Below are 18,288 nucleotides of genomic sequence, written 5' to 3'. Positions count from 1 at the left end.
CCCCTTCTTAAAAACCGCACTTTCGGTGTAGAATGAAGCCCTTTGTACCGGTGTTTCAGAGGGAATGGCAATCGGTACGGCGGTCGCATTCCGACCCAACAGATTCACTCCCTCACGCCCCGTAAGGGAAAGCAATAAAGATCTGTGGCAGAGGCAAAGCAGTGCAACTAGCGTTCAGTATTCTCTCCTGGGGAGCCTGGTCTCCGGAGTATCAACAGCAGCAAGATTGGCAACAGTGGCAGAGCAGCAACTGCGCCCTTGATGACAGCGATCGCCTCGCCCCCAAGTTACCTCAGGTTGCCGCCATGCAGCGGCGCCGTTTCAGCCGCCTGAGCAAGATGATGCTGGAAGCCGCTTTCCAGGCCGAAGCTCCCAGCCAATGCCGCAGCGTATTTGCCTCGCGCCATGGCGAACTCAATCGCACCATAGAATTACTGCAGGATATTATCGTCAGGCAGCCACTCTCCCCCATGGGTTTCAGCCAATCGGTTCACAACACCGCCAGCGGTCTGTTTGGCATAGTCACAGGCAACACCGCCGCCTCTACTTCAGTGGCGGCAGGCACAGATACTCTGTCCCAGGCCATGTTGGAAGCCTGGGCCCAACTGGCCGAAGACCCCAGCCCTCTGCTATTGGTGTTTGGCGATGATCCTGTGCCGCCCGTCTATGATGAATTTACCCAAGAGATGGAACTGCCGCTGGCCTTATCGCTATTATTGGCTCCGGCCGATGTTACCGGCATAGCCCGAGTCACCCTGAGCCAGCAAACCGGCGCCGGGCAGCCGCTGAGCTTCGGTGCCCTACTGCAGGCACTGGCAAGCGGCACGGCAATTCAGGGACAACTGGCCCAGTGGTATTGGCAGCTGGAACCTTCCCGGGAGCCGCTATGACAGCCCCGGCGACCGGCATCGGCTATTTTCCCCGTTGGCTGGCGGGTATCAGCTGTTATATCGCCTTCGGCCTCGGCGGCTTGCTGAGCTCCTTGACCATTTTACCTGTGCTGAGATTCTGGCCCGGCGAGCGCGATGTGCGCATTCAAAGAGTACAAAAAGCGGTGCACTACATGTTCCGTGGCTTTGTGCATATGCTGACCTGGGCTGGCGTAGTCAGGGTCAGCACAGTCAATCTGCAGCAATTACAGCAGGCCAAAGGTATGGTGGTGATTGCCAATCACCCCACCCTCATAGATGTTGTAGTGTTAATCAGCCTGATGCCCAACGCCGGCTGCATAGTAAAACAGGGACTTTGGCGCAACCCCTTTCTGCGCGGAGTCGTCTCCGCCGCGGGCTATATTCCCAACCGCGGCGCCGAGCTGCTGCTACAGGACTGCCGTGAAGTGTTGGCCAGAGGCACCAATCTGATCATCTTTCCCGAGGGCACCCGCACGGTAAAAGGTGCGGCGATCAACCCTTTTGCCCGCGGTTCGGCCAATATCGCCCTGCGCGCCGGGGCCGATATTCTGCCAGTGGTACTCAGGGTGGTTCATCCCGGGCTCACCAAACAGGATCCTTGGTACGAAATCCCGCGACGCACCATACAGATGCAAGTGGAAACCGGGGCAAGCATAGCGCATCTGAGGTATGATGCCGAAAGCGGTGGCGATGCCCGGATGGCACGCCAACTCACCAGAGACCTAGAAACCTATTACAAACAACAATTAGATATAAATTATGAGCTTACATAACGAAATTAAACAGCTAATCATAGATTGCCTCGATCTTGAGGATATCAGTATCGACGATATAGATACCGAAGCACCGCTGTTCGGTGAGGGGTTGGGACTGGATTCCATCGATGCACTTGAGCTGGGCTTGGCGATCAAGAAGCAGTTCGACGTCAAGATCGAAGCCAACTCAGAGGCAACCAAGGCTCACTTTTACAGTGTGGCCAGCCTTGCCGCGTTTATCGAATCCCAGCGCGCGTAGGAGGTGCTCATGCAAAGCCGTGAACAGATATTGGAAATGCTGAGCAAGATCCTGGTCGATGAGTTTGAAGTGGATGCCGAGGCAATAACCCCTGAGGCTTCCCTCTATGAAGAGTTGGATCTGGACAGCATAGATGCGGTGGATCTGGTGATCAAACTGCAACAGCTGACCGGTAAAAAGATCCAGCCGGATGAATTCAAGTCGGTACGGACGGTCAACGACGTGGTTAACGCCATTGAGGGACTGGTTAAAGGCTGATGCGCGCCCTGGCTCAGACAGTCACGGCCCTGTTGCTGCTGGGATATCCCCTGGCGGTATATCTGGGGCTGAACTATCTGCCGGGCAATGGCTTGGCACTCTTGCTGGCGGCCTTGCTCGGTGCCAGGTTGCTGCTGGGGAAGCAAAAGCTCAAGGCGCTGGCCGCTCCGGTCGTTCTGGGGTTACTGCTGGCGCTCGGCAGCCTGCTCGCCAAGCGTCAGGACTGGCTGCTGTACTACCCTGTGCTGGTCAATGCCTGCATGCTGGTGCTGTTTGCCTCTTCGCTGCTTAAAGGTCCCAGCATGGTGGAACGTCTGGCCAGATTGGCCGAGCCGGATCTGCCCGAGGAAGCCAGGCCCTACCTGGTAAGGGTCACACAACTCTGGTGTGGTCTGTTTGTCTTCAACGGCGGCATGGCGGCTTATACGGCGCTGTTTACCAGCCTGGAGATCTGGACCCTGTACAACGGCCTGATAGCCTATCTGCTAATGGGGCTGCTCGGTGGCGGAGAATGGCTCTATCGCCACTTTTGTCTGAAGCGATCATAAAGGGACAGTTATGACAGAGTTATTGAAAACCTGGCTTACCCAAGGCCCAGCAGGGCAACAACTGATCAGTTTTAACCACCATGACATAGTCACGGGTTCACTGTTCGCCACCCAGGTCTATCATCTGCATCAGCGTCTGCAAGCCCGGTCGGAAAAGCGTTGGTTACTGGCCTGCGACAGCAGCGATCTGTTCGCCGTTGGCCTCTGTGCAGCCCTGTTGTCGGGCAAGCAGATCATACTGCCGGCCAACACTCAGCCGGGGACTCTGAGCGAACTGACCCAGGAGTTTGATGCCATAGTGTCAGACCGCCCCCTGTGTGAGGGCAAGATCTGGCTCGAGCTGAAAAAAGAGCTGTCACTGCCCCACTCGCCCTGGCCGCAGATGGCCGAGGGGGATAAGTTCGGCGAACTGCTGCTGTTCACCTCAGGCTCCAGCGGCCAACCCAAGGCGGTTCGCAAGCGTCTGCAGCAACTGGATGCCGAAGTCAGTGTGCTGGAGCAGACCTTCGCCGCTCACCTGCCACAGTGCAGTGTGATTGCCACCGTCAGCCACCAGCATATCTATGGCTTGCTGTTTAAGATTCTCTGGCCACTGGCGGCCAGTCGCCCCTTCCTCAGCGATCTGGTGGAATACCCGGAAACCCTGAGTTATTACACCGCCCTGTTTCCCAACCTGTGCCTGATCAGCAGCCCGGCGCAGCTGTCGAGGCTGCCGGATGCGCTGGAGCATGAACGCCAGCTGCACACTCCCAGCCTGATCTTCAGCTCCGGCGGGCCTCTGAGCCTGGAAGCCGCCCAAGGGGTCAAGCGCTGCTACGGTAGCCTGCCAATCGAGGTCTACGGCAGCACGGAAACCGGCGGCATAGGTTATCGGCGCCAACAGAGCAGCGACACGCCCTGGCAGGCCTTTGCCCCCATGGAGCTGAGCAATGACAGCGACGGCGCTTTGCTGCTGCGCTCGCCCTATCTCGAAGATGACGACCAATACCGCTGTGAAGACAAGGTTCGGCTGCTGGGCGAAGGCCAGTTCTGCCTCGAAGGCCGCTTGGACCGCATCGTCAAGATAGAGGAAAAGCGCCTGTCTCTGGTGCAGATGGAAACCTTGCTCAACGCCCATCCCTGGGTGACCCAATCGCATCTGGTGCTGCTGGAAAACCCCAGAGTGCAACTGGGCGCGGCGGTAGAGCTTTCCGCCGCTGGCAAGGCACAGCTGGAAGCCGAGGGCAAACTCAGCATCAACAACGCCCTCAAGGCCCATCTGCTGAGCCAATTTGAACGTGTGACTCTGCCAAGGCGCTGGCGCTATCCACAGCAGCTGCCACTCAATGCCCAGGGCAAGTTGCTCAAAAACGATATTCTTGAGCTGTTTGATCATGATTAAGTCTGTTCTTCCGCCCATTGTTCAACACCGGCATCAGGACAATGAAGCCAGTTGGCGCCTGAGCATTCCGGCCGAGCTGCCTATGTTTGTCGGCCACTTTCCCGGCCAGCCGGTATTGCCCGGCGTGACTCAACTGGACTGGGCCGTGCGTCTCGGCAGCCAGGCATTCGGCTATGATGCCGAAGTCGCGGTACTCGAGGTGCTCAAGTTTCAGCAACTGCTGTTGCCGAATATGCAAGTCACCCTCAGCATCAGCAATAACCCCGCCAAGGGTAAACTGAGCTTCAGCTACAGCAACGGTGAACAGAAGTTCGGCTCGGGTCGTATCGCCTTCAAGACAGAGGCCAGGCAATGAAGCTGGCGCTGATCATCCCCAATTACAACCACAGGGGCCATATCGCTGCGACGCTGGAAGCCCTCAAACCACTGGGGCTGCCCTGCTTTTTGATCAACGACGGCAGCGACGATGAGACCCGCTATCTGTTGCAACAGTTGGCCGAACAACACAGCGACTGGGTCAGCCTGCTGCATCACCCTTACAACCGCGGCAAGGGCGCCGCCGTGATGACAGGCCTGCGCGCCGCTTGGGCCGCGGGTTTTTCCCACGGCCTACAGGTGGACGCCGACGGCCAACATAATCTGGAAGATATTCCGGCGCTGATAGCCAAAGCACAGCTCAACCCCAAGGCGCTGATCTCCGGCCTGCCGCAATATGATGATTCCGTGCCCAAGGGTCGGCTCTACGGCCGTTACCTGACCCATTTTTGGGTCTGGGTCGAGACCCTAAGCCTGGATATCCGCGATTCCATGTGCGGCTTTCGAATCTATCCACTGGCGGCCACCGAGGCCCTGCTTAGCAGCGAAGCCCTCGGCGAGCGGATGGACTTTGATATCGAAGTCATGGTGCGTCTCTACTGGCGCGGTGTTGCCATAGAGCATATTCCCACCAAGGTGATCTACCCGGAAGACGGCAGCAGCCATTTTCAGGGGCTGGCCGACAATGTGCGGATCAGCAAGCTGCACACCAGGCTGTTTTTCTCCATGCTGTGGCGCAAGCTCAAGGGGCAGAAACTGGGGCCAACCCAAGCGGCACAAGACAACCCCCAAGGCGCTCATTGGTCCAACATCAAGGAGCGGGGCAGCTACTGGGGTATCAAGCTGCTGGCCGAGAGCTATCGTTTCGGCGGCCACTGGCTGGCGCGGGCGATCATGTACCCGGTGATCTGTTATTTCTTTATCACGGGGCGACAGGCCCGCGAGGCATCACAAGCGTTTTTAAAGCGGGTTCAGGCACTGGAGCCACAGCACCCGAGTCTCGGTCAGCCGGTGAGTTGGCGCGACAGCCTGCGCCACTTCTTCGCCTTCGGCAATGCCGCACTGGATCGCATCGATGCCTGGTGCGATCGCATTCGTTTGCAACAGGTGGAGTTCAGCGACCGTCAGCAGTTGGCCGAGCAGTTACAAAGTGGCCAGGGAGCCGTGTTACTGGTGTCTCACCTTGGCAATATCGAGCTGTGCCGCGCCATCTCCATTCACCAGCGCAAGGTGAAGGTCAATGTGATGGTGATGACCCGCAATGCCGAAAACTTCAACCGGGTGCTCAAGCAGCTGAACCCGGACAGTGAACTCAACTTACTTCAGGTCACCGAACTCAACCCGGCCACCTCCATGTTGCTGCAAAGCAAGGTCGAGGCCGGTGAATTGGTGGTGATAGCCGCCGATCGCACCTCCAGCCATAGCCCGGGTCGCACGGTGAAAGTGCCGTTCCTCGGCGAGATGGCGCCCTTCCCCCAGGGCCCCTTTATTCTGGCCGGTCTGCTGGACTGCCCCATCTACACCATGTTTTGCCTGCGGGAGCAGCAGGGCTATAAGGTCTGGTTAGAGCCCTTCGAGCAGAGCCTCAAAGGCCCGAGATCTGAGCGGCAGCAGCGGCTGCAACAGGCAGCAGGCCTCTATGCCCAGCGACTGGAACATTTTGCCCGCAAGGCACCACTGCAGTGGTTTAACTTTTTCGATTTTTGGCGGCAGGACCAAGTTGCTGACCGCCCCAAGGACAATTCATGAGCGCAACAGATCTGGCCGCCAAGACGGTCGGCTTCGGCCAAACATCACTGACACTGGAACAGGTGGTCGCCATCGCCAAAGGAGCGCCGGTGACCCTCAACGCCAGTGCAGAGTACCGTGACTATATCCAGCGCGGCGCCCGCTTTATCGACAGCCTGCTTCATGAAGAAGGCGTGGTCTATGGGGTCACCACAGGCTACGGCGATTCCTGTACCGTCAATGTCGGCCCGGATCTGGTACACGAACTGCCGCTGCATCTGTCGCGTTTTCACGGCTGCGGCATGGGCAAGGTGCTGGAGATCCCCCAGGCCAGAGCCGTGATGGCCTGTCGCCTCAACTCACTGGCCGTGGGTAAGTCCGGTGTCAGCTATGAGCTGCTGGAGCGCATAGCCCTGCTGCTGAACCTCAACATAGTGCCGGTGATCCCGGAGGAAGGCTCTGTGGGTGCCAGCGGCGATCTCACGCCACTGTCTTATCTGGCCGCCGTACTGGTTGGCGAGCGGGAGGTCTTCTATCAAGGACAGCGCCGCGCCACCAGCGAGGTCTATGCTGAACTTGGGATCAGCGCCCTCAAGCTCAGGCCCAAAGAGGGCCTGGCACTGATGAACGGCACCGCCGTGATGACGGCGCTGGCTTGTCTGGCCTATGACAGGGCCGAGTACCTGGGCCGCCTGTGCGCCCGCATTACCGCCATGGCCTCACTGACACTCAAGGGCAACTCCAACCATTTCGACGAGATACTGTTTGCCGCCAAGCCGCACCCGGGGCAGAACCAGGTCGCGGCCTGGATCCGTGAAGACCTCAACCACCACGAGCACCCACGCAACTCTGACCGACTGCAGGACAGATATTCGATTCGCTGCGCGCCGCACATTATCGGGGTCTTGGCCGATGCCCTGCCCTTTATGCGCCAGTTTATCGAGACCGAACTCAACAGTGCCAACGACAACCCGATAGTCGACGGCGAGGGGGAACATATTCTCCACGGCGGCCACTTCTATGGCGGCCATATCGCCTTTGCCATGGACAGCCTCAAGAATGCGGTGGCCAATTTGGCGGATCTGCTGGACAGGCAGATGGCTCTGGTGATGGATCCCAAATTCAACAACGGCTTGCCGGCCAATCTGTCGGCCAGCCAAGGCGAGCGCAGCCCCATCAACCACGGTTTCAAGGCAGTACAGATAGGTTGCTCGGCCTGGACCGCCGAGGCGCTGAAACACACTATGCCCGCCAGCGTGTTCTCTCGCTCTACCGAGTGCCACAACCAGGACAAGGTCAGCATGGGCACCATTGCCGCCCGTGACGCCCTGCGGGTGCTGGAACTGACCGAGCAGGTGGCCGCCGCCGCACTGCTGGCCATGAGTCAGGGGATCCGCCTGCGCCTGCTCGCCGGTGAACTGGAACGTGAGTCGCTGACCGAGTCAGTAGCTACCACCCTGGCGCAGCTGGAAGCCGACTTTGAACTCTTGATTGAAGACAGACCGCTGGAAGCCTTGTTGCGGCAAACCCTGGCCAAGATCCAAGCCGGGGAGTGGGAGGTGTGCCGATGAAAGCCATCCTCAGCACTGAAATAGAGCTGGAGATCCCCTTCCACGATGTCGATTCCATGGGCATTACCTGGCACGGCAACTATCTGCGTTATTTTGAAATAGCCCGCTGCAAGCTGCTGGACAGGTTCGACTACGGTTACCGGCGGATGCAGGAGTCGGGTTACGCCTGGCCGATAGTGGATCTGCAGCTGAAATACGTCAAACCCAGCCGTTTCGAGCAGAAGATCCGGGTGAGTGCCGCCCTGGTTGAGTGGGAAAATCGGCTGAAGATCAACTACCAGATTTGCGACGCCGCCAGCGGTGAGCGCCTCACCAAGGGCTACACCATACAGGCCGCAGTGGATATGCAGACTCAGGAACTGTGCTTGGTGACCCCGCCGGTGTTCCGCGAGCGCCTGACGCCCTTTATCGCGGCCGCAGAGGCCAAGTCATGAACCCCTCAGCCTGCGGCTTTCGGCTCACTCGGCAGCCCGCCTTACTGCTTGGGCTGCTGGGACTGGTTTGGTTTGGCGCCGCTTGCAGCAACATGGCTTTAGGGAAAGTAGCGCCAGCCACTATGGTATTGGGAGAAGTGGCGCCGGCCAATATGGCATTAGCAAAAGTGGCGGCTGATAACACTCAGACAGAGCCGGTGGCAGTGTTGGCCGCCGAAGCCAAGGGAAGAGTCAGGCCGGAGGCGCAAGCATTCGACAAACTCTTTGCCAAGGCGGCCACAGAGCAGGCTCTGCAACAGTTAAGCACTAAGATGGCCCTCAGCGACAGCAGCCGAGGCAAGTTTAAGCAGGTGCGCTGGCTCAGGGTGCTGAAACAACCACTTCGCAGCAGCGGCGAATTTCTGTTTCAGCGAGAACTGGGCATGCTCTGGCAACAGCAGACTCCCTTTGGCAACCTCTTGCTGCTGAAACAGGGCGAGCTTATCCAGCAGGACAGCCAGGGCAAACTCAGTGTCACCAAAGCCGATGCCGGCCCGGCGGCCGTGGCTGAAATGCTGCCGCGCATGATGCAATCCCTGCTCTCCGGTGATATTCAGGCATTGAGCCAGGGGTTTGAACTCTATCTGCTCAATGACCAAGCGGGTCATTGGCAACTGGGACTCAAAGCCAAGGAGCAGACAATGGCGGCTCTGCTGCCGCAAATGGTGCTCGAAGGCAATCAGGATCTCGAATCTCTGACCCTGCTGGCCAAAAACGGCGATATCAGCCAGATATTCTTCTCTGAACTGGATAAATCTCCACTCAATGACAGCGAGCGCGCTCGCTTCTTTCCCGAGGTGGCTCCCTGATGTCGCCTCGCCCTGAGCGCTCTCGTCCCAGGCTCTCTGCGCCGGTTGGCCTGCTGTTGTGGCTGGGACTGCTGACGCTGCTTATTCTGCTTGGCGTCTGGCAGTGGCAACAGGGCGGCCGTATTCAGAGCGACATTCTCGCCATGCTGCCCAAGGTGCAGGAAGATCCGCTCGCCGAAGCGGCGCTGAAACGCATGGAGCAGAAGCTCGGCAATCAACTGTATATCGGCCTGATTGCCAAGGATAAGCCTCAGGCGATCAACGCCGGCAAACAGCTACTGAGTGCGCTGAAAAAGGAGCAAAACGCCTTTAAGAGAGTGCGCAGCGCCGAGGCCGACAGCTTCAGCGCCCTGGGGCGTTTCTATTTCCCCTATCGCATGGGGCTGCTCAGTGACAGCCAGAGGCAGCAACTCGCTAGCGGTGAATTAACCCCGCTGACTCAAAACGCGCAGCAACAGCTCTACAGCGCCTTTGGCGCCGCCGGCAGCGACCTGATTGCCGAAGATCCGCTGTTGCTGTTCCCCGACTGGCTCAAGTCGCTGGCCGAGGGCCGCAGTCTCACCCAGGCAGATGGCATACTGTTGGCGCCAACGCCGCAAGGCCAGTATGCAGCCATAGTGATGGCCGAGGGCATAGGCAGCGCCTTTAACCCGCAGCAACAGGCAACCCAGCTCAAAGCGCTGGAGCAGGCCTTGGCACCTCTGCCGCAAGAGATTCGAGTGCTTAAGGCCGGCGCCCTGTTTCATGCCGCCGTCGCCACAGAATCGGCCAAGAGCGAGATCAACCGTATCGGATTAGTGTCCCTGCTTGGAGTGATCCTGCTGGTGCTGCTGGCGTTTCGCTCCTTGATGCCGCTGACGGTGGCACTGCTCACTCTGGGCAGTGGATTTCTGGCGGCGACAGTCACGACCCTGACACTGTTTGGCGAACTGCATCTGCTGACCCTAGTGTTCGGCACCAGCCTTATCGGAATCGCCATCGACTACAGTTTTCACTTCTACTGCGAGCGCTTGCAACATCCCAAGGCTTCTCCCAGACAGGTGATTGGCCTGATATTCCCGGCCGTGACCCTGGCCTTGATCACCAGTGTCGGCGCTTACCTGGGCATAGGCCTGGCGCCTTTTCCCGGCATGCAACAGGTGGCCGTGTTCTGTGCCAGCGGGCTGATTTTCACCTGGCTGACACTGCTGCTGGCGTACCCGGCCATAGCCGCCAGCCCTTTGCTTGCCGGAGACAGCCGCCTGGCGCTGGCTGGCCGCTTGCTGAATCTCTGGCAAGCTCTCGGTCGGCGCAGCAGTCTGTTAATCCTGGTGCCACTGGGGTTACTGCTGCTGTTTGGCGGCATTTATCTCAAGGCCAACGATGATATCCGGGCGCTGCAGAGCAGCCCACCAGCGGTCAGCGAGCCGGAAAATGCCCTCAGGCAACTGCTGAGTGGCGGCACGGACAATCAGTTCCTGCTGGTCCGGGGTGACAGCGCCGAAGAGATGCTGCAGCGTCTCGAACAGCTGGCGCCCGGGCTCGAGCGTTTGATTGCTGAAGGCAAACTCGGCAACAGCGTGAATATCGCCCGCTATTTGCCAAGCATCAAACGCCAGCAGCAAGATCATCAGTTGCAGGGGCTCATCTATCGCCATACTGATACGGTTTTGGACACCCTGGGGCTGAATGCCGAGCTTGCCGGGCCGCTCTCGAGGCAATGGGCCAAATTCCAGCCGCTCTCGGCCACAGACTGGCTCGCCAGTGAAGGGGCAAAATCCTCAGGGCTGAGTGACCTCTACCTCGCCCCCACTGACGGAATATCGGCTCACGCCGCCATAGTGCTGCTCGGTGGCATCCACGATCTCGACGCCCTCAAGCAGTTGGCAAGCAGCAACCCGGGCGTGCAGTTGGTCGACAAGGTCGCCGATATCTCGGCGCTGATGGCCAAATACCGTCAGTTGACCCTGCTGATGCTGGCGCTGGCACTGATGTTGGCGGCGGTGATTTTCAGCTGGCGCTTTGGTTTGCGCCGCGGCCTTTGGGTGGCGCTGGTGCCGACTCTAGCAGCGATTCTGACTCTGGGTGCCCTTGGCTGGCTCGGCAGCGGCTTGACCCTGTTTCATGCCCTGGCACTGGTGTTGGTGTTCGGTATAGGCGTGGACTACAGCCTGTTTTTTGCCGAAGCCAAACAGCATCCCAGAGGCGTGATGTTGGCGGTGCTGATGTCTGCCGCCTCCACCCTGCTGGCCTTTGGCCTGCTGGCTTTGAGTGACACCTATGCCATTGCCGCCTTTGGTATAACCCTGGCGCTGGGCATAGGTTTTACCCTGTTACTCGCTCCCCTAACCTCAACTCTTACAAGGAATGCAAAGTGAACACTGCCAATGCCGTGGAACAAGTCGATGTAGTAATTATCGGTGCCGGGCCATCCGGCTCGGTCGCGGCCAGCCTGCTGAAACAACAAGGAGTAGATGCCCTGGTGCTGGAGCGGGCCCAATTTCCACGCTTTTCCATCGGAGAGAGCCTGTTGCCCTGCTGCATGACAGTGCTGGAGCAGGCTGGGATGACAGAAGCCGTGGCCGAGGCAGGGTTTCAGTTTAAAAACGGCGCCGCCTTTCGGCGCAACGGCCGCTACACCACCTTTGATTTCAGTGACAAGTTTACCCCGGGCCCCGGCACCACCTTTCAGGTTCCCCGAGGCCAGTTCGACAAGCTGCTGGCCGACACCGCCAGTACCCAAGGGGTAGAGATACGTTATGGCCAGACAGTCACCGCGGTGGATCTCAGCGCAGAGCCACGGCTGACAGTGGCAGACGAGGATGGACGAGTCTATTCAGTGCTGGCCAAATATCTGCTGGATGCCAGCGGCTTTGGCCGGGTGTTGCCAAGATTGCTGCAGCTGGAATGCCCCTCCAGCCTGCCGGCCCGCTCAGCCATCTTTACCCATATTGAGGACAATATCAGCGACCCGGAGTTTGACCGTAACAAGATCCTTATCAGCGTGCATCCGCGCAACAAGGATATCTGGTATTGGTTGATCCCCTTCAGTAACGGCACCTGTTCGCTGGGGGTGGTGGCCGAACCGCATCTGCTGGCAAGACTCGAAGGCAGCCTAGAGCAGCAACTGCGCACCATAGTCAATGAAGAGCCAGGGCTGGAGGCGCTGCTTAAGGACGCCAGAGTGATCCGCGACTGCGCCACCTTAAAGGGCTATTCGGCCAATGTCAGCACCCTGGCCAGCGACAAGTTTGCCCTGCTGGGCAATGCCGGTGAGTTTCTCGACCCGGTATTCTCCTCCGGGGTGACCATAGCCATGCACTCGGCCAGTCTGGCCTGCGACTGTCTGGTACGCCAGCTCAAGGGGGAAACGGTAGACTGGCAGCAGGATTATGCCGAGCCCTTGATGCTGGGGGTCAACACCTTCCGCACCTATGTGGAAGCCTGGTATGACGGCAGATTCCAGGAGGTGATCTTCTTTGAAGACGCCAATCCGAAAATAAAACAGATGATCTGCTCTATCCTGGCGGGCTACGCCTGGGACAGCAACAACCCCTTTGTCAGTGAATCCCGGCGCAGATTGGATCTGGTGGTGAACCTCTGCCGCGACGCTGTCGAGGAAGCCTTATGACAACCGCTGTCACCCGCTTGCTGCTGCTTGCCACTGTGCTGGTTGGCCTGAGTGGCTGCAGCCAGCTATTGTATCGCCAAACCTGCGTTGCCCTGGCAAAGGATGTCAGTTATTGTCTGGCACCGCTGCCGCTGAACCAAGCCGCGCCCAAGGGACAAACCTCTGATACCAAGGCTGCCAAAGGCTCAAAGCAGCCAGATGAGCCCCAGGGCAGTGACTCGGTTCAAGCTCAACCTTTGGAGCAAACGCTCAGTCTCAGCCAGCAGGTGCGGCTGCAACGAGGGGAGCAGAGCCATGAGCTTATCAGCCAATTGGAACTGCAGCCGCAGCAGATGACTGTGGTGGGGCTGGCACCTCTTGGCCAAGCACTGTTTACCTTGATCTACGATGGACATACACTGACCAGCGAGCAGAGTGTGCTGCTCGGCAATGAGTTTAAAGCAGAATATCTGCTGGCCTTGCTGCAACTCATCTATTGGCCGGAGGAAAAGCTGAACGCCTATCTGGATGGCGCCAGGGTGAAACTGGAAGATTGCGCCGCCGTCCTGTGCCGGGTATTGCTGAGCAATGACAATCGCGAGCTGATGCGGATAAGTTACTCCAGCCCCGACATCTGGCATGCAAAAGTGGCCTTGAACATGCCGCAGGCCGATTTAAAAATGAACATTAAGCCCCTGTAATGGATACAGGGCCGGATCCCAAAACAGAGATATGACAACTACAGCCATAAATCATGCGGGTTTTTGTACCCCTCTCGGCAACCGGGCCGATGAGGTGCTTAACGCCTTGCTCGCCGGTGACAGCCGCGGCATGGTCAGCCGCGACAACCTGTTGTTTGAACGGCCAGCCGTAGTCGGGGTAGTGAACAGCGAATTACCGGCCATTCCCGCCGAGTTTGCCGACTATGACTGTCGTAACAACGCCCTGTTGCTGTGCGCCGCGCTGCAAATTACCCCGGAGGTGGAAGCCGCCAAGGCCAAATATGGCAAGGAGCGCATCGCGGTTGTCATAGGCACCAGCACTTCAGGGATCTCCAAGGGCGAAGAGGCACTGGAGTACCGCAATCGCCACGGCCACTTCCCCTCGGATTACCACTATTTTCAGCAGGAGTTGGGGGGCACCAGTCGCTTCCTGCAAGCCTGGTTCAAGCTGAGCGGTCCCTGTTACACACTGTCGACGGCCTGCTCCTCCAGCGCCAAGGTGTTTGCCGCCGGTAAACGGCTGTTGCATGCCGGACTGTGCGACATGGTGATAGTCGGCGGGGTCGACAGCCTGTGCCAATTGACCCTCAACGGCTTCGATGCGCTGGAGTCTGTCTCCAAGGGGCACTGCAATCCATTCAGCGCCAACCGCGACGGCATCAACATAGGTGAAGGCGCGGCGCTGTTTACCCTGGAGAGAGGAAGCGGCCAGGTGCTGCTGTCCGGTGTCGGCGAGTCGGCCGATGCCCACCATATCTCGGCGCCCCATCCCGAGGGCAGCGGCGCAATTGCCGCCATGGAGATGGCACTCAAGCAGGCGGGGCTGACGCCTGATGACATCGACTATGTCAATCTTCACGGCACTGCCACCCCCAAGAATGACGCCATGGAAAGCCGCGCCATGCACTCGGTATTTGCCGAAGCGTTGCCGCCTTGCAGTTCCACCAAGCCCTTGACCGGCCACGCACTGGGCGCCGCCGGGGCATTGGAAGCGGTATTCTGCTGGCTGCTGCTCTCGCCCCTCAACTCTGATGGACAACTGCCGCCGCACCTGTGGGACGGTGAGCAGGATGGCAAGGATCCCGCACTGCCGCTGGTCAAACAGGGCAGCCGCCACTCACTGAATCACCTGATGAGTAACTCCTTCGCCTTTGGCGGCAGCAATGCCAGCCTGATCTTCAGCCGTGGAGCCCCGGAATGACCCAGCCTTTAGCCGAGCGTGATATCGCCGATTTTCTGCCCCACAGGGCGCCCATGATACTGATAGACGCCGTGGTCGAGCACAGCCAAGACAGGCTGCTGACCAAGGTAAAGATTAGTGAACAGAGCCCCTATTTCGATGACGCCCGGGCTCTGGTGCCCAATTATGTCGGCATAGAATATATGGCCCAGAGCATAGCGGCACTGGCCGGAGTGGAAGCCGAGGCCCGCGGTGATATTATCCGGGTCGGTTTTTTGCTGGGCAGCCGTAAGCTCAGCATGCATACCCCGGGATTCCTGCCCGGACGCGAATACCTGACCCAGGTGCAGCGCCTCTATCAGGAAGACACGGGACTGGCAGTGTTCGACTGCCGCATCTTTGATGGCGACACAGAGATCGCCAGCGCCAATGTAAACGTTTTTCAGCCCCAGGACACCCAGGCCTATATTGCCGGTAGTCTGGAGGCGATGCAGGGAGATTCCGCATGACACAGAGAGTTTTGGTCACAGGTTCCAGCCGCGGCATAGGCAAGGCTATCGCCGTGCGCCTGGCGCAATCCGGCTTTGATATCGCCCTGCACTTTCATGCCAATCGAGCGGCCGCCGAGGCCAGCGCCGCCGAAATCCAAGCCTTGGGCGTCAAGGTCAGCCTGCTGCAGTTCGATGTTGCCGAGCGCCAGACCTGCCGCCAAGTCATTGAGGCCGACATCGAAGCCAACGGTGCCTATCACGGCCTGGTTCTCAATGCCGGTATCGCCCGCGACACGGCTTTCCCGGCGATGACAGAGGCCGAATGGGATGGCGTCATCCACACCAATCTCGATGGTTTCTACAATGTGATCCATCCGGCGCTGATGCCGATGATCCAACGACGCAAGGGCGGCCGCATCATTACGCTGTCTTCGGTTTCCGGTTTGGCCGGTAACCGTGGCCAAGTGAACTACAGCGCCTCCAAGGCCGGTATCATAGGCGCCACCAAGGCGCTGGCACTGGAGCTGGCCAAACGCAAGATCACGGTCAACTGCATCGCTCCCGGGATTATCGAAACCGAAATGGTCGATGCCTTCAGCCCCGAACTGGTACAGCAACTGGTGCCGTTGCGGCGCATGGGCCAGCCTGAAGAGATAGCGGCACTGGCCAACTTCCTGATGTCTGACGAAGCCGGTTATATCACCCGCCAGGTGATCTCGGTCAACGGAGGCATGCTATGAGCCGCAGAGTGGTGATTACCGGCATGGGCGGCATTTCCGCCCTGGGCCAGGATTGGGACAGCGTCAAGGCCAGGCTACAGGCAGGCCAAAATGCCGTGGTGCGTATGGATGAATGGGACAGGTTCGATGGCCTGCACACCCGTCTGGCGGCGCCGGTCAGCGACTTCAGCACTCCGGCGCACTATTCGCGCAAGAAGATCCGCTCCATGGGCCGGGTGTCTCTGATGGCCACCCGCGCCAGTGAAATGGCGCTGGAGGATGCTGGCCTGTTGCATGATCCTCTGATAGCCTCAGGCGCCATGGGCATAGCCTACGGCTCTTCCACCGGCAGCACAGATCCCATCACCGCCTTTGGCGACATGCTCAAACACGGCGATATGAGCGGTGTTACCGCCACCAGCTATATCCGCATGATGGCCCATACCACGGCGGTCAATGTCGGGGTATTTTTCGGCCTCAAGGGGCGGGTGATAACCACCAGTAGCGCCTGTACGTCCGGCAGCCAGGGCATAGGTTATGCCTATGAAGCCATCAAGTATGGCCAGCAGGATTTGATGCTGGCGGGTGGCGGCGAAGAACTCTGCCCCACAGAAGCAGTCGTTTTCGACACCCTGTTTGCCACCAGTACCCGCAACGACACTCCTGAGTTGACCCCCAGGCCTTTCGATCGCGACCGAGACGGCCTGGTGATAGGCGAAGGCGCCTGCACCCTGGTGCTCGAAGAGCTGGAGCATGCCAAGGCCAGAGGCGCCCGCATCTACGCCGAGGTGCTGGGTTTCGGTACCAATTCAGACGGCCTGCATGTGACGCAACCTAACGCCGACACCATGGAAAAGGCGATTCGGCTGGCACTCAAAGATGCCAAGATAGCGCCGCAGCAGATAGGCTATGTCAACGCCCACGGCACGGCCACCGACCGCGGCGATGCCGCCGAGAGCCGGGCTACTGCCGCAGTATTTGGTGAACAGATGCCGATTTCATCGCTGAAGAGCTATACCGGCCACACCCTGGGCGCTTGCGGCGCGCTGGAGGCCTGGTGGAGCATTATGATGATGCGTGACGGCTGGTTTGCACCGACCATCAACCTGGAGAATGTTGCCGAGGATTGCGCCGAGCTGGATTATATTCGCGCCGAAGGCCGGGCACTGGATACCGACTTGGTGATGAGCAATAACTTTGCCTTTGGCGGCATCAATACTTCGTTGATCTTCCGCCGCTGGCAGGAATGAGCTTAGCCCCAGGAAGCCTTAGAAAACCAGAGGAAGCGCTAGAAAACCAGAGGAAGCCCAAGAAGCTTTAACGGAATGCATCGGCACTGCAGGCCTCTTTTCAGGCTGCCTTGTCGTCGCGGCAGCGCCCCATGATATCCAGGATCTGTGTAGTCGAAGCCGCCAAGGCTTCGACGCAGTGGCCGTCCAGTTTGCCGGCGGCCACCATGCTTCTCAACTCACGGAAACAGGCGTCCAGTGGCCAGGCCTGCTTATAGGGCCGCTCGCTGCTGAGGGCATCGAAGATATCCGCCACAGTCACTATTCTGGCTTCAATCGGCACCTCTTCACCCTTTAAGCCTCGGGGATAGCCGCTGCCATCCAGATACTCATGATGACAGGCCACTATGTTGAGCATGATGGCCGAATCCGGCAGGTGCGCCAGACCAAAATCCCCCAGCACCTTGCGGATCAGGCACTCGCCCTTATCCACATGGGTCTCCATCAGAGTACGCTCGTCTATGCTTAAGGGCCCCTCTTTCAACAAAACTTTGTCCGGAATACCTATCTTGCCTATGTCATGCAGCGGCGCAAACTGGGTGATATGTTCTATCTGCTCATCACTCAGGCCGTATTTGGGTGCGACTATGCTGGCGATCAGGCCCGAATAGGCCGCCATGCGATCCAGGTGCGCACCGGTTTCAAAATCGCGCAGGTCGGCAAAGTCCCTTGCCACCTGAGCCGAGGCGAGAATAGTGCGCACCGCACTGAGTTCGGCGCACAGAGACATGTTGATCAAGTTGGCATAGAGCACCATATCCCGCTGCGCCTTGGCATCGAAGGCCGCCAAACGGTATGAATCGAAAAACAGAAACCCCAGAAACCTCTGTTCATCGTAGAGGGGCACAGTAAAGGAAGAGTTGTAATCCTGCTCCAGCAACCAACGCGAATGGCTGTTTTCCGGCAAGATATTGGCCTTGATATCGTCTATCACCCGATACTGCCCTGTGTCAGCCAGCTGGCTAAGCACCGGGCTGTCGGACATGGGATATTCATAACCCACTATGGCCTGTCCCCTGTGAGTGCTGTTGATAAAGGTTTTTAGCAGCCCGGTCGAATCGTGATACAGGGCGCAGGCGATACGATCCACCCAAGGGTAGCTAAGCAACAGATGCTCGTGAATGCGTTCCAAACGCTCAGAAGCGTTGTGCCCCTGCAACCAGAGAGCTGTTGGCATATTCTTGTCCATACACTATTTTCAAATCATTTCCTTTTTCCAAAGGATAGAACAAAAAACAGTCATGGTGAGAAAACGACCAGCATCCAGGCCATTGCATTTCCAAATTCATA

19 protein-coding genes are annotated in these 18,288 nt (G+C 58.6%); 18 read left to right on the top strand and 1 reads right to left on the bottom strand.

Annotation, left to right across the window (positions count from 1 at the left end):
- Positions 1 to 161: 161 nt before the first annotated feature.
- Genes CBE72_RS10005 through CBE72_RS09920 form a run of 18 tightly spaced genes read left to right on the top strand, consistent with a single transcriptional unit; the run spans position 162 to position 16,959 of the window.
- Positions 162 to 890 (top strand): beta-ketoacyl synthase chain length factor, encoded by a 729-nt coding sequence (locus CBE72_RS10005; protein WP_100143401.1) that lies wholly within the window; start codon positions 162 to 164, stop codon positions 888 to 890.
- Positions 887 to 1,684: a lysophospholipid acyltransferase family protein gene (locus tag CBE72_RS10000; RefSeq protein ID WP_100143400.1), complete on the top strand. Its 798-nt coding sequence runs from the start codon at positions 887 to 889 to the stop codon at positions 1,682 to 1,684. Before CBE72_RS10005 ends, CBE72_RS10000 begins: the two co-directional genes overlap by 4 nt.
- A complete protein-coding gene (locus CBE72_RS09995; protein WP_025010130.1) occupies positions 1,671 to 1,925 on the top strand; it encodes a phosphopantetheine-binding protein in 255 nt (84 codons plus the stop codon). The genes CBE72_RS10000 and CBE72_RS09995 overlap by 14 nt, the downstream gene beginning before the upstream one ends.
- A 9-nt stretch (positions 1,926 to 1,934) precedes the next feature.
- Complete coding sequence (locus CBE72_RS09990; protein WP_100143399.1) at positions 1,935 to 2,183, top strand: acyl carrier protein; 249 nt, start codon at positions 1,935 to 1,937, stop codon at positions 2,181 to 2,183.
- Positions 2,183 to 2,731 (top strand): COG4648 family protein, encoded by a 549-nt coding sequence (locus CBE72_RS09985; RefSeq protein ID WP_100143398.1) that lies wholly within the window; start codon positions 2,183 to 2,185, stop codon positions 2,729 to 2,731. The genes CBE72_RS09990 and CBE72_RS09985 overlap by 1 nt, the downstream gene beginning before the upstream one ends.
- A 10-nt stretch (positions 2,732 to 2,741) precedes the next feature.
- On the top strand, positions 2,742 to 4,112 hold the full coding sequence (locus tag CBE72_RS09980) for an AMP-binding protein (RefSeq protein ID WP_100143397.1): 1,371 nt from the start codon (positions 2,742 to 2,744) through the stop codon (positions 4,110 to 4,112).
- Positions 4,105 to 4,467, top strand: coding sequence for an ApeI family dehydratase (locus CBE72_RS09975; RefSeq protein ID WP_100143396.1), 363 nt, complete (start codon positions 4,105 to 4,107; stop codon positions 4,465 to 4,467). The genes CBE72_RS09980 and CBE72_RS09975 overlap by 8 nt, the downstream gene beginning before the upstream one ends.
- Positions 4,464 to 6,176, top strand: coding sequence for a glycosyltransferase family 2 protein (locus tag CBE72_RS09970; protein WP_100143395.1), 1,713 nt, complete (start codon positions 4,464 to 4,466; stop codon positions 6,174 to 6,176). Before CBE72_RS09975 ends, CBE72_RS09970 begins: the two co-directional genes overlap by 4 nt.
- Positions 6,173 to 7,726 carry an HAL/PAL/TAL family ammonia-lyase gene (locus tag CBE72_RS09965; protein WP_100143394.1) on the top strand — a complete coding sequence of 518 codons (1,554 nt, stop codon included), beginning with the start codon at positions 6,173 to 6,175 and terminating at the stop codon, positions 7,724 to 7,726. The genes CBE72_RS09970 and CBE72_RS09965 overlap by 4 nt, the downstream gene beginning before the upstream one ends.
- Positions 7,723 to 8,160, top strand: coding sequence for an acyl-CoA thioesterase (locus CBE72_RS09960; protein ID WP_100143393.1), 438 nt, complete (start codon positions 7,723 to 7,725; stop codon positions 8,158 to 8,160). The genes CBE72_RS09965 and CBE72_RS09960 overlap by 4 nt, the downstream gene beginning before the upstream one ends.
- Positions 8,157 to 9,008 carry a LolA family protein gene (locus tag CBE72_RS09955; RefSeq protein WP_100143392.1) on the top strand — a complete coding sequence of 284 codons (852 nt, stop codon included), beginning with the start codon at positions 8,157 to 8,159 and terminating at the stop codon, positions 9,006 to 9,008. Before CBE72_RS09960 ends, CBE72_RS09955 begins: the two co-directional genes overlap by 4 nt.
- Complete coding sequence (locus CBE72_RS09950; protein WP_100143391.1) at positions 9,008 to 11,365, top strand: MMPL family transporter; 2,358 nt, start codon at positions 9,008 to 9,010, stop codon at positions 11,363 to 11,365. Before CBE72_RS09955 ends, CBE72_RS09950 begins: the two co-directional genes overlap by 1 nt.
- Positions 11,362 to 12,618: an NAD(P)/FAD-dependent oxidoreductase gene (locus tag CBE72_RS09945; protein WP_100143390.1), complete on the top strand. Its 1,257-nt coding sequence runs from the start codon at positions 11,362 to 11,364 to the stop codon at positions 12,616 to 12,618. Before CBE72_RS09950 ends, CBE72_RS09945 begins: the two co-directional genes overlap by 4 nt.
- Positions 12,615 to 13,298: a DUF3261 domain-containing protein gene (locus CBE72_RS09940; RefSeq protein WP_100143389.1), complete on the top strand. Its 684-nt coding sequence runs from the start codon at positions 12,615 to 12,617 to the stop codon at positions 13,296 to 13,298. Before CBE72_RS09945 ends, CBE72_RS09940 begins: the two co-directional genes overlap by 4 nt.
- Positions 13,299 to 13,329: 31 nt before the next feature.
- Positions 13,330 to 14,520, top strand: coding sequence for a beta-ketoacyl-[acyl-carrier-protein] synthase family protein (locus CBE72_RS09935; protein WP_100143388.1), 1,191 nt, complete (start codon positions 13,330 to 13,332; stop codon positions 14,518 to 14,520).
- A complete protein-coding gene (locus CBE72_RS09930) occupies positions 14,517 to 15,008 on the top strand; it encodes a hotdog family protein (protein WP_025010139.1) in 492 nt (163 codons plus the stop codon). Before CBE72_RS09935 ends, CBE72_RS09930 begins: the two co-directional genes overlap by 4 nt.
- Positions 15,005 to 15,730, top strand: a complete 726-nt coding sequence (locus tag CBE72_RS09925; RefSeq protein ID WP_100143387.1) for a 3-ketoacyl-ACP reductase FabG2 — start codon at positions 15,005 to 15,007, stop codon at positions 15,728 to 15,730. The genes CBE72_RS09930 and CBE72_RS09925 overlap by 4 nt, the downstream gene beginning before the upstream one ends.
- On the top strand, positions 15,727 to 16,959 hold the full coding sequence (locus tag CBE72_RS09920) for a beta-ketoacyl-ACP synthase (RefSeq protein WP_100143386.1): 1,233 nt from the start codon (positions 15,727 to 15,729) through the stop codon (positions 16,957 to 16,959). The genes CBE72_RS09925 and CBE72_RS09920 overlap by 4 nt, the downstream gene beginning before the upstream one ends.
- A gap of 100 nt (positions 16,960 to 17,059) precedes the next feature.
- On the opposite strand, the gene CBE72_RS09915 is transcribed toward CBE72_RS09920, so the two are convergent.
- On the bottom strand, positions 17,060 to 18,175 hold the full coding sequence (locus tag CBE72_RS09915; protein ID WP_229671973.1) for an HD-GYP domain-containing protein: 1,116 nt from the start codon (positions 18,173 to 18,175) through the stop codon (positions 17,060 to 17,062).
- Positions 18,176 to 18,288 lie beyond the last annotated feature (113 nt).

Origin of the sequence: Shewanella carassii (assembly GCF_002777975.1) — a bacterium.
Taxonomy (GTDB): Bacteria; Pseudomonadota; Gammaproteobacteria; order Enterobacterales; family Shewanellaceae; genus Shewanella; species Shewanella carassii.
This window is presented reverse-complemented; position numbering and strand designations above follow the sequence as displayed.

What these genes read in the sequence shown, in the direction of transcription:
- CBE72_RS09950 (WP_100143391.1), top strand. Translation starts at nt 9,008, where the DNA reads ATGTCGCCTCGCCCTGAGCGCTCTCGTCCCAGGCTCTCTGCGCCGGTT.
- CBE72_RS09970 (WP_100143395.1), top strand. Translation starts at nt 4,464, where the DNA reads ATGAAGCTGGCGCTGATCATCCCCAATTACAACCACAGGGGCCATATC.
- CBE72_RS09995 (WP_025010130.1), top strand. Translation starts at nt 1,671, where the DNA reads ATGAGCTTACATAACGAAATTAAACAGCTAATCATAGATTGCCTCGAT.
- CBE72_RS09990 (WP_100143399.1), top strand. Translation starts at nt 1,935, where the DNA reads ATGCAAAGCCGTGAACAGATATTGGAAATGCTGAGCAAGATCCTGGTC.
- CBE72_RS09925 (WP_100143387.1), top strand. Translation starts at nt 15,005, where the DNA reads ATGACACAGAGAGTTTTGGTCACAGGTTCCAGCCGCGGCATAGGCAAG.
- CBE72_RS09930 (WP_025010139.1), top strand. Translation starts at nt 14,517, where the DNA reads ATGACCCAGCCTTTAGCCGAGCGTGATATCGCCGATTTTCTGCCCCAC.
- CBE72_RS09985 (WP_100143398.1), top strand. Translation starts at nt 2,183, where the DNA reads ATGCGCGCCCTGGCTCAGACAGTCACGGCCCTGTTGCTGCTGGGATAT.
- CBE72_RS09915 (WP_229671973.1), bottom strand. Translation starts at nt 18,175, where the DNA reads ATGCCAACAGCTCTCTGGTTGCAGGGGCACAACGCTTCTGAGCGTTTG.
- CBE72_RS09960 (WP_100143393.1), top strand. Translation starts at nt 7,723, where the DNA reads ATGAAAGCCATCCTCAGCACTGAAATAGAGCTGGAGATCCCCTTCCAC.
- CBE72_RS09940 (WP_100143389.1), top strand. Translation starts at nt 12,615, where the DNA reads ATGACAACCGCTGTCACCCGCTTGCTGCTGCTTGCCACTGTGCTGGTT.
- CBE72_RS09955 (WP_100143392.1), top strand. Translation starts at nt 8,157, where the DNA reads ATGAACCCCTCAGCCTGCGGCTTTCGGCTCACTCGGCAGCCCGCCTTA.
- CBE72_RS09935 (WP_100143388.1), top strand. Translation starts at nt 13,330, where the DNA reads ATGACAACTACAGCCATAAATCATGCGGGTTTTTGTACCCCTCTCGGC.
- CBE72_RS09920 (WP_100143386.1), top strand. Translation starts at nt 15,727, where the DNA reads ATGAGCCGCAGAGTGGTGATTACCGGCATGGGCGGCATTTCCGCCCTG.
- CBE72_RS09980 (WP_100143397.1), top strand. Translation starts at nt 2,742, where the DNA reads ATGACAGAGTTATTGAAAACCTGGCTTACCCAAGGCCCAGCAGGGCAA.
- CBE72_RS10000 (WP_100143400.1), top strand. Translation starts at nt 887, where the DNA reads ATGACAGCCCCGGCGACCGGCATCGGCTATTTTCCCCGTTGGCTGGCG.
- CBE72_RS09975 (WP_100143396.1), top strand. Translation starts at nt 4,105, where the DNA reads ATGATTAAGTCTGTTCTTCCGCCCATTGTTCAACACCGGCATCAGGAC.
- CBE72_RS09965 (WP_100143394.1), top strand. Translation starts at nt 6,173, where the DNA reads ATGAGCGCAACAGATCTGGCCGCCAAGACGGTCGGCTTCGGCCAAACA.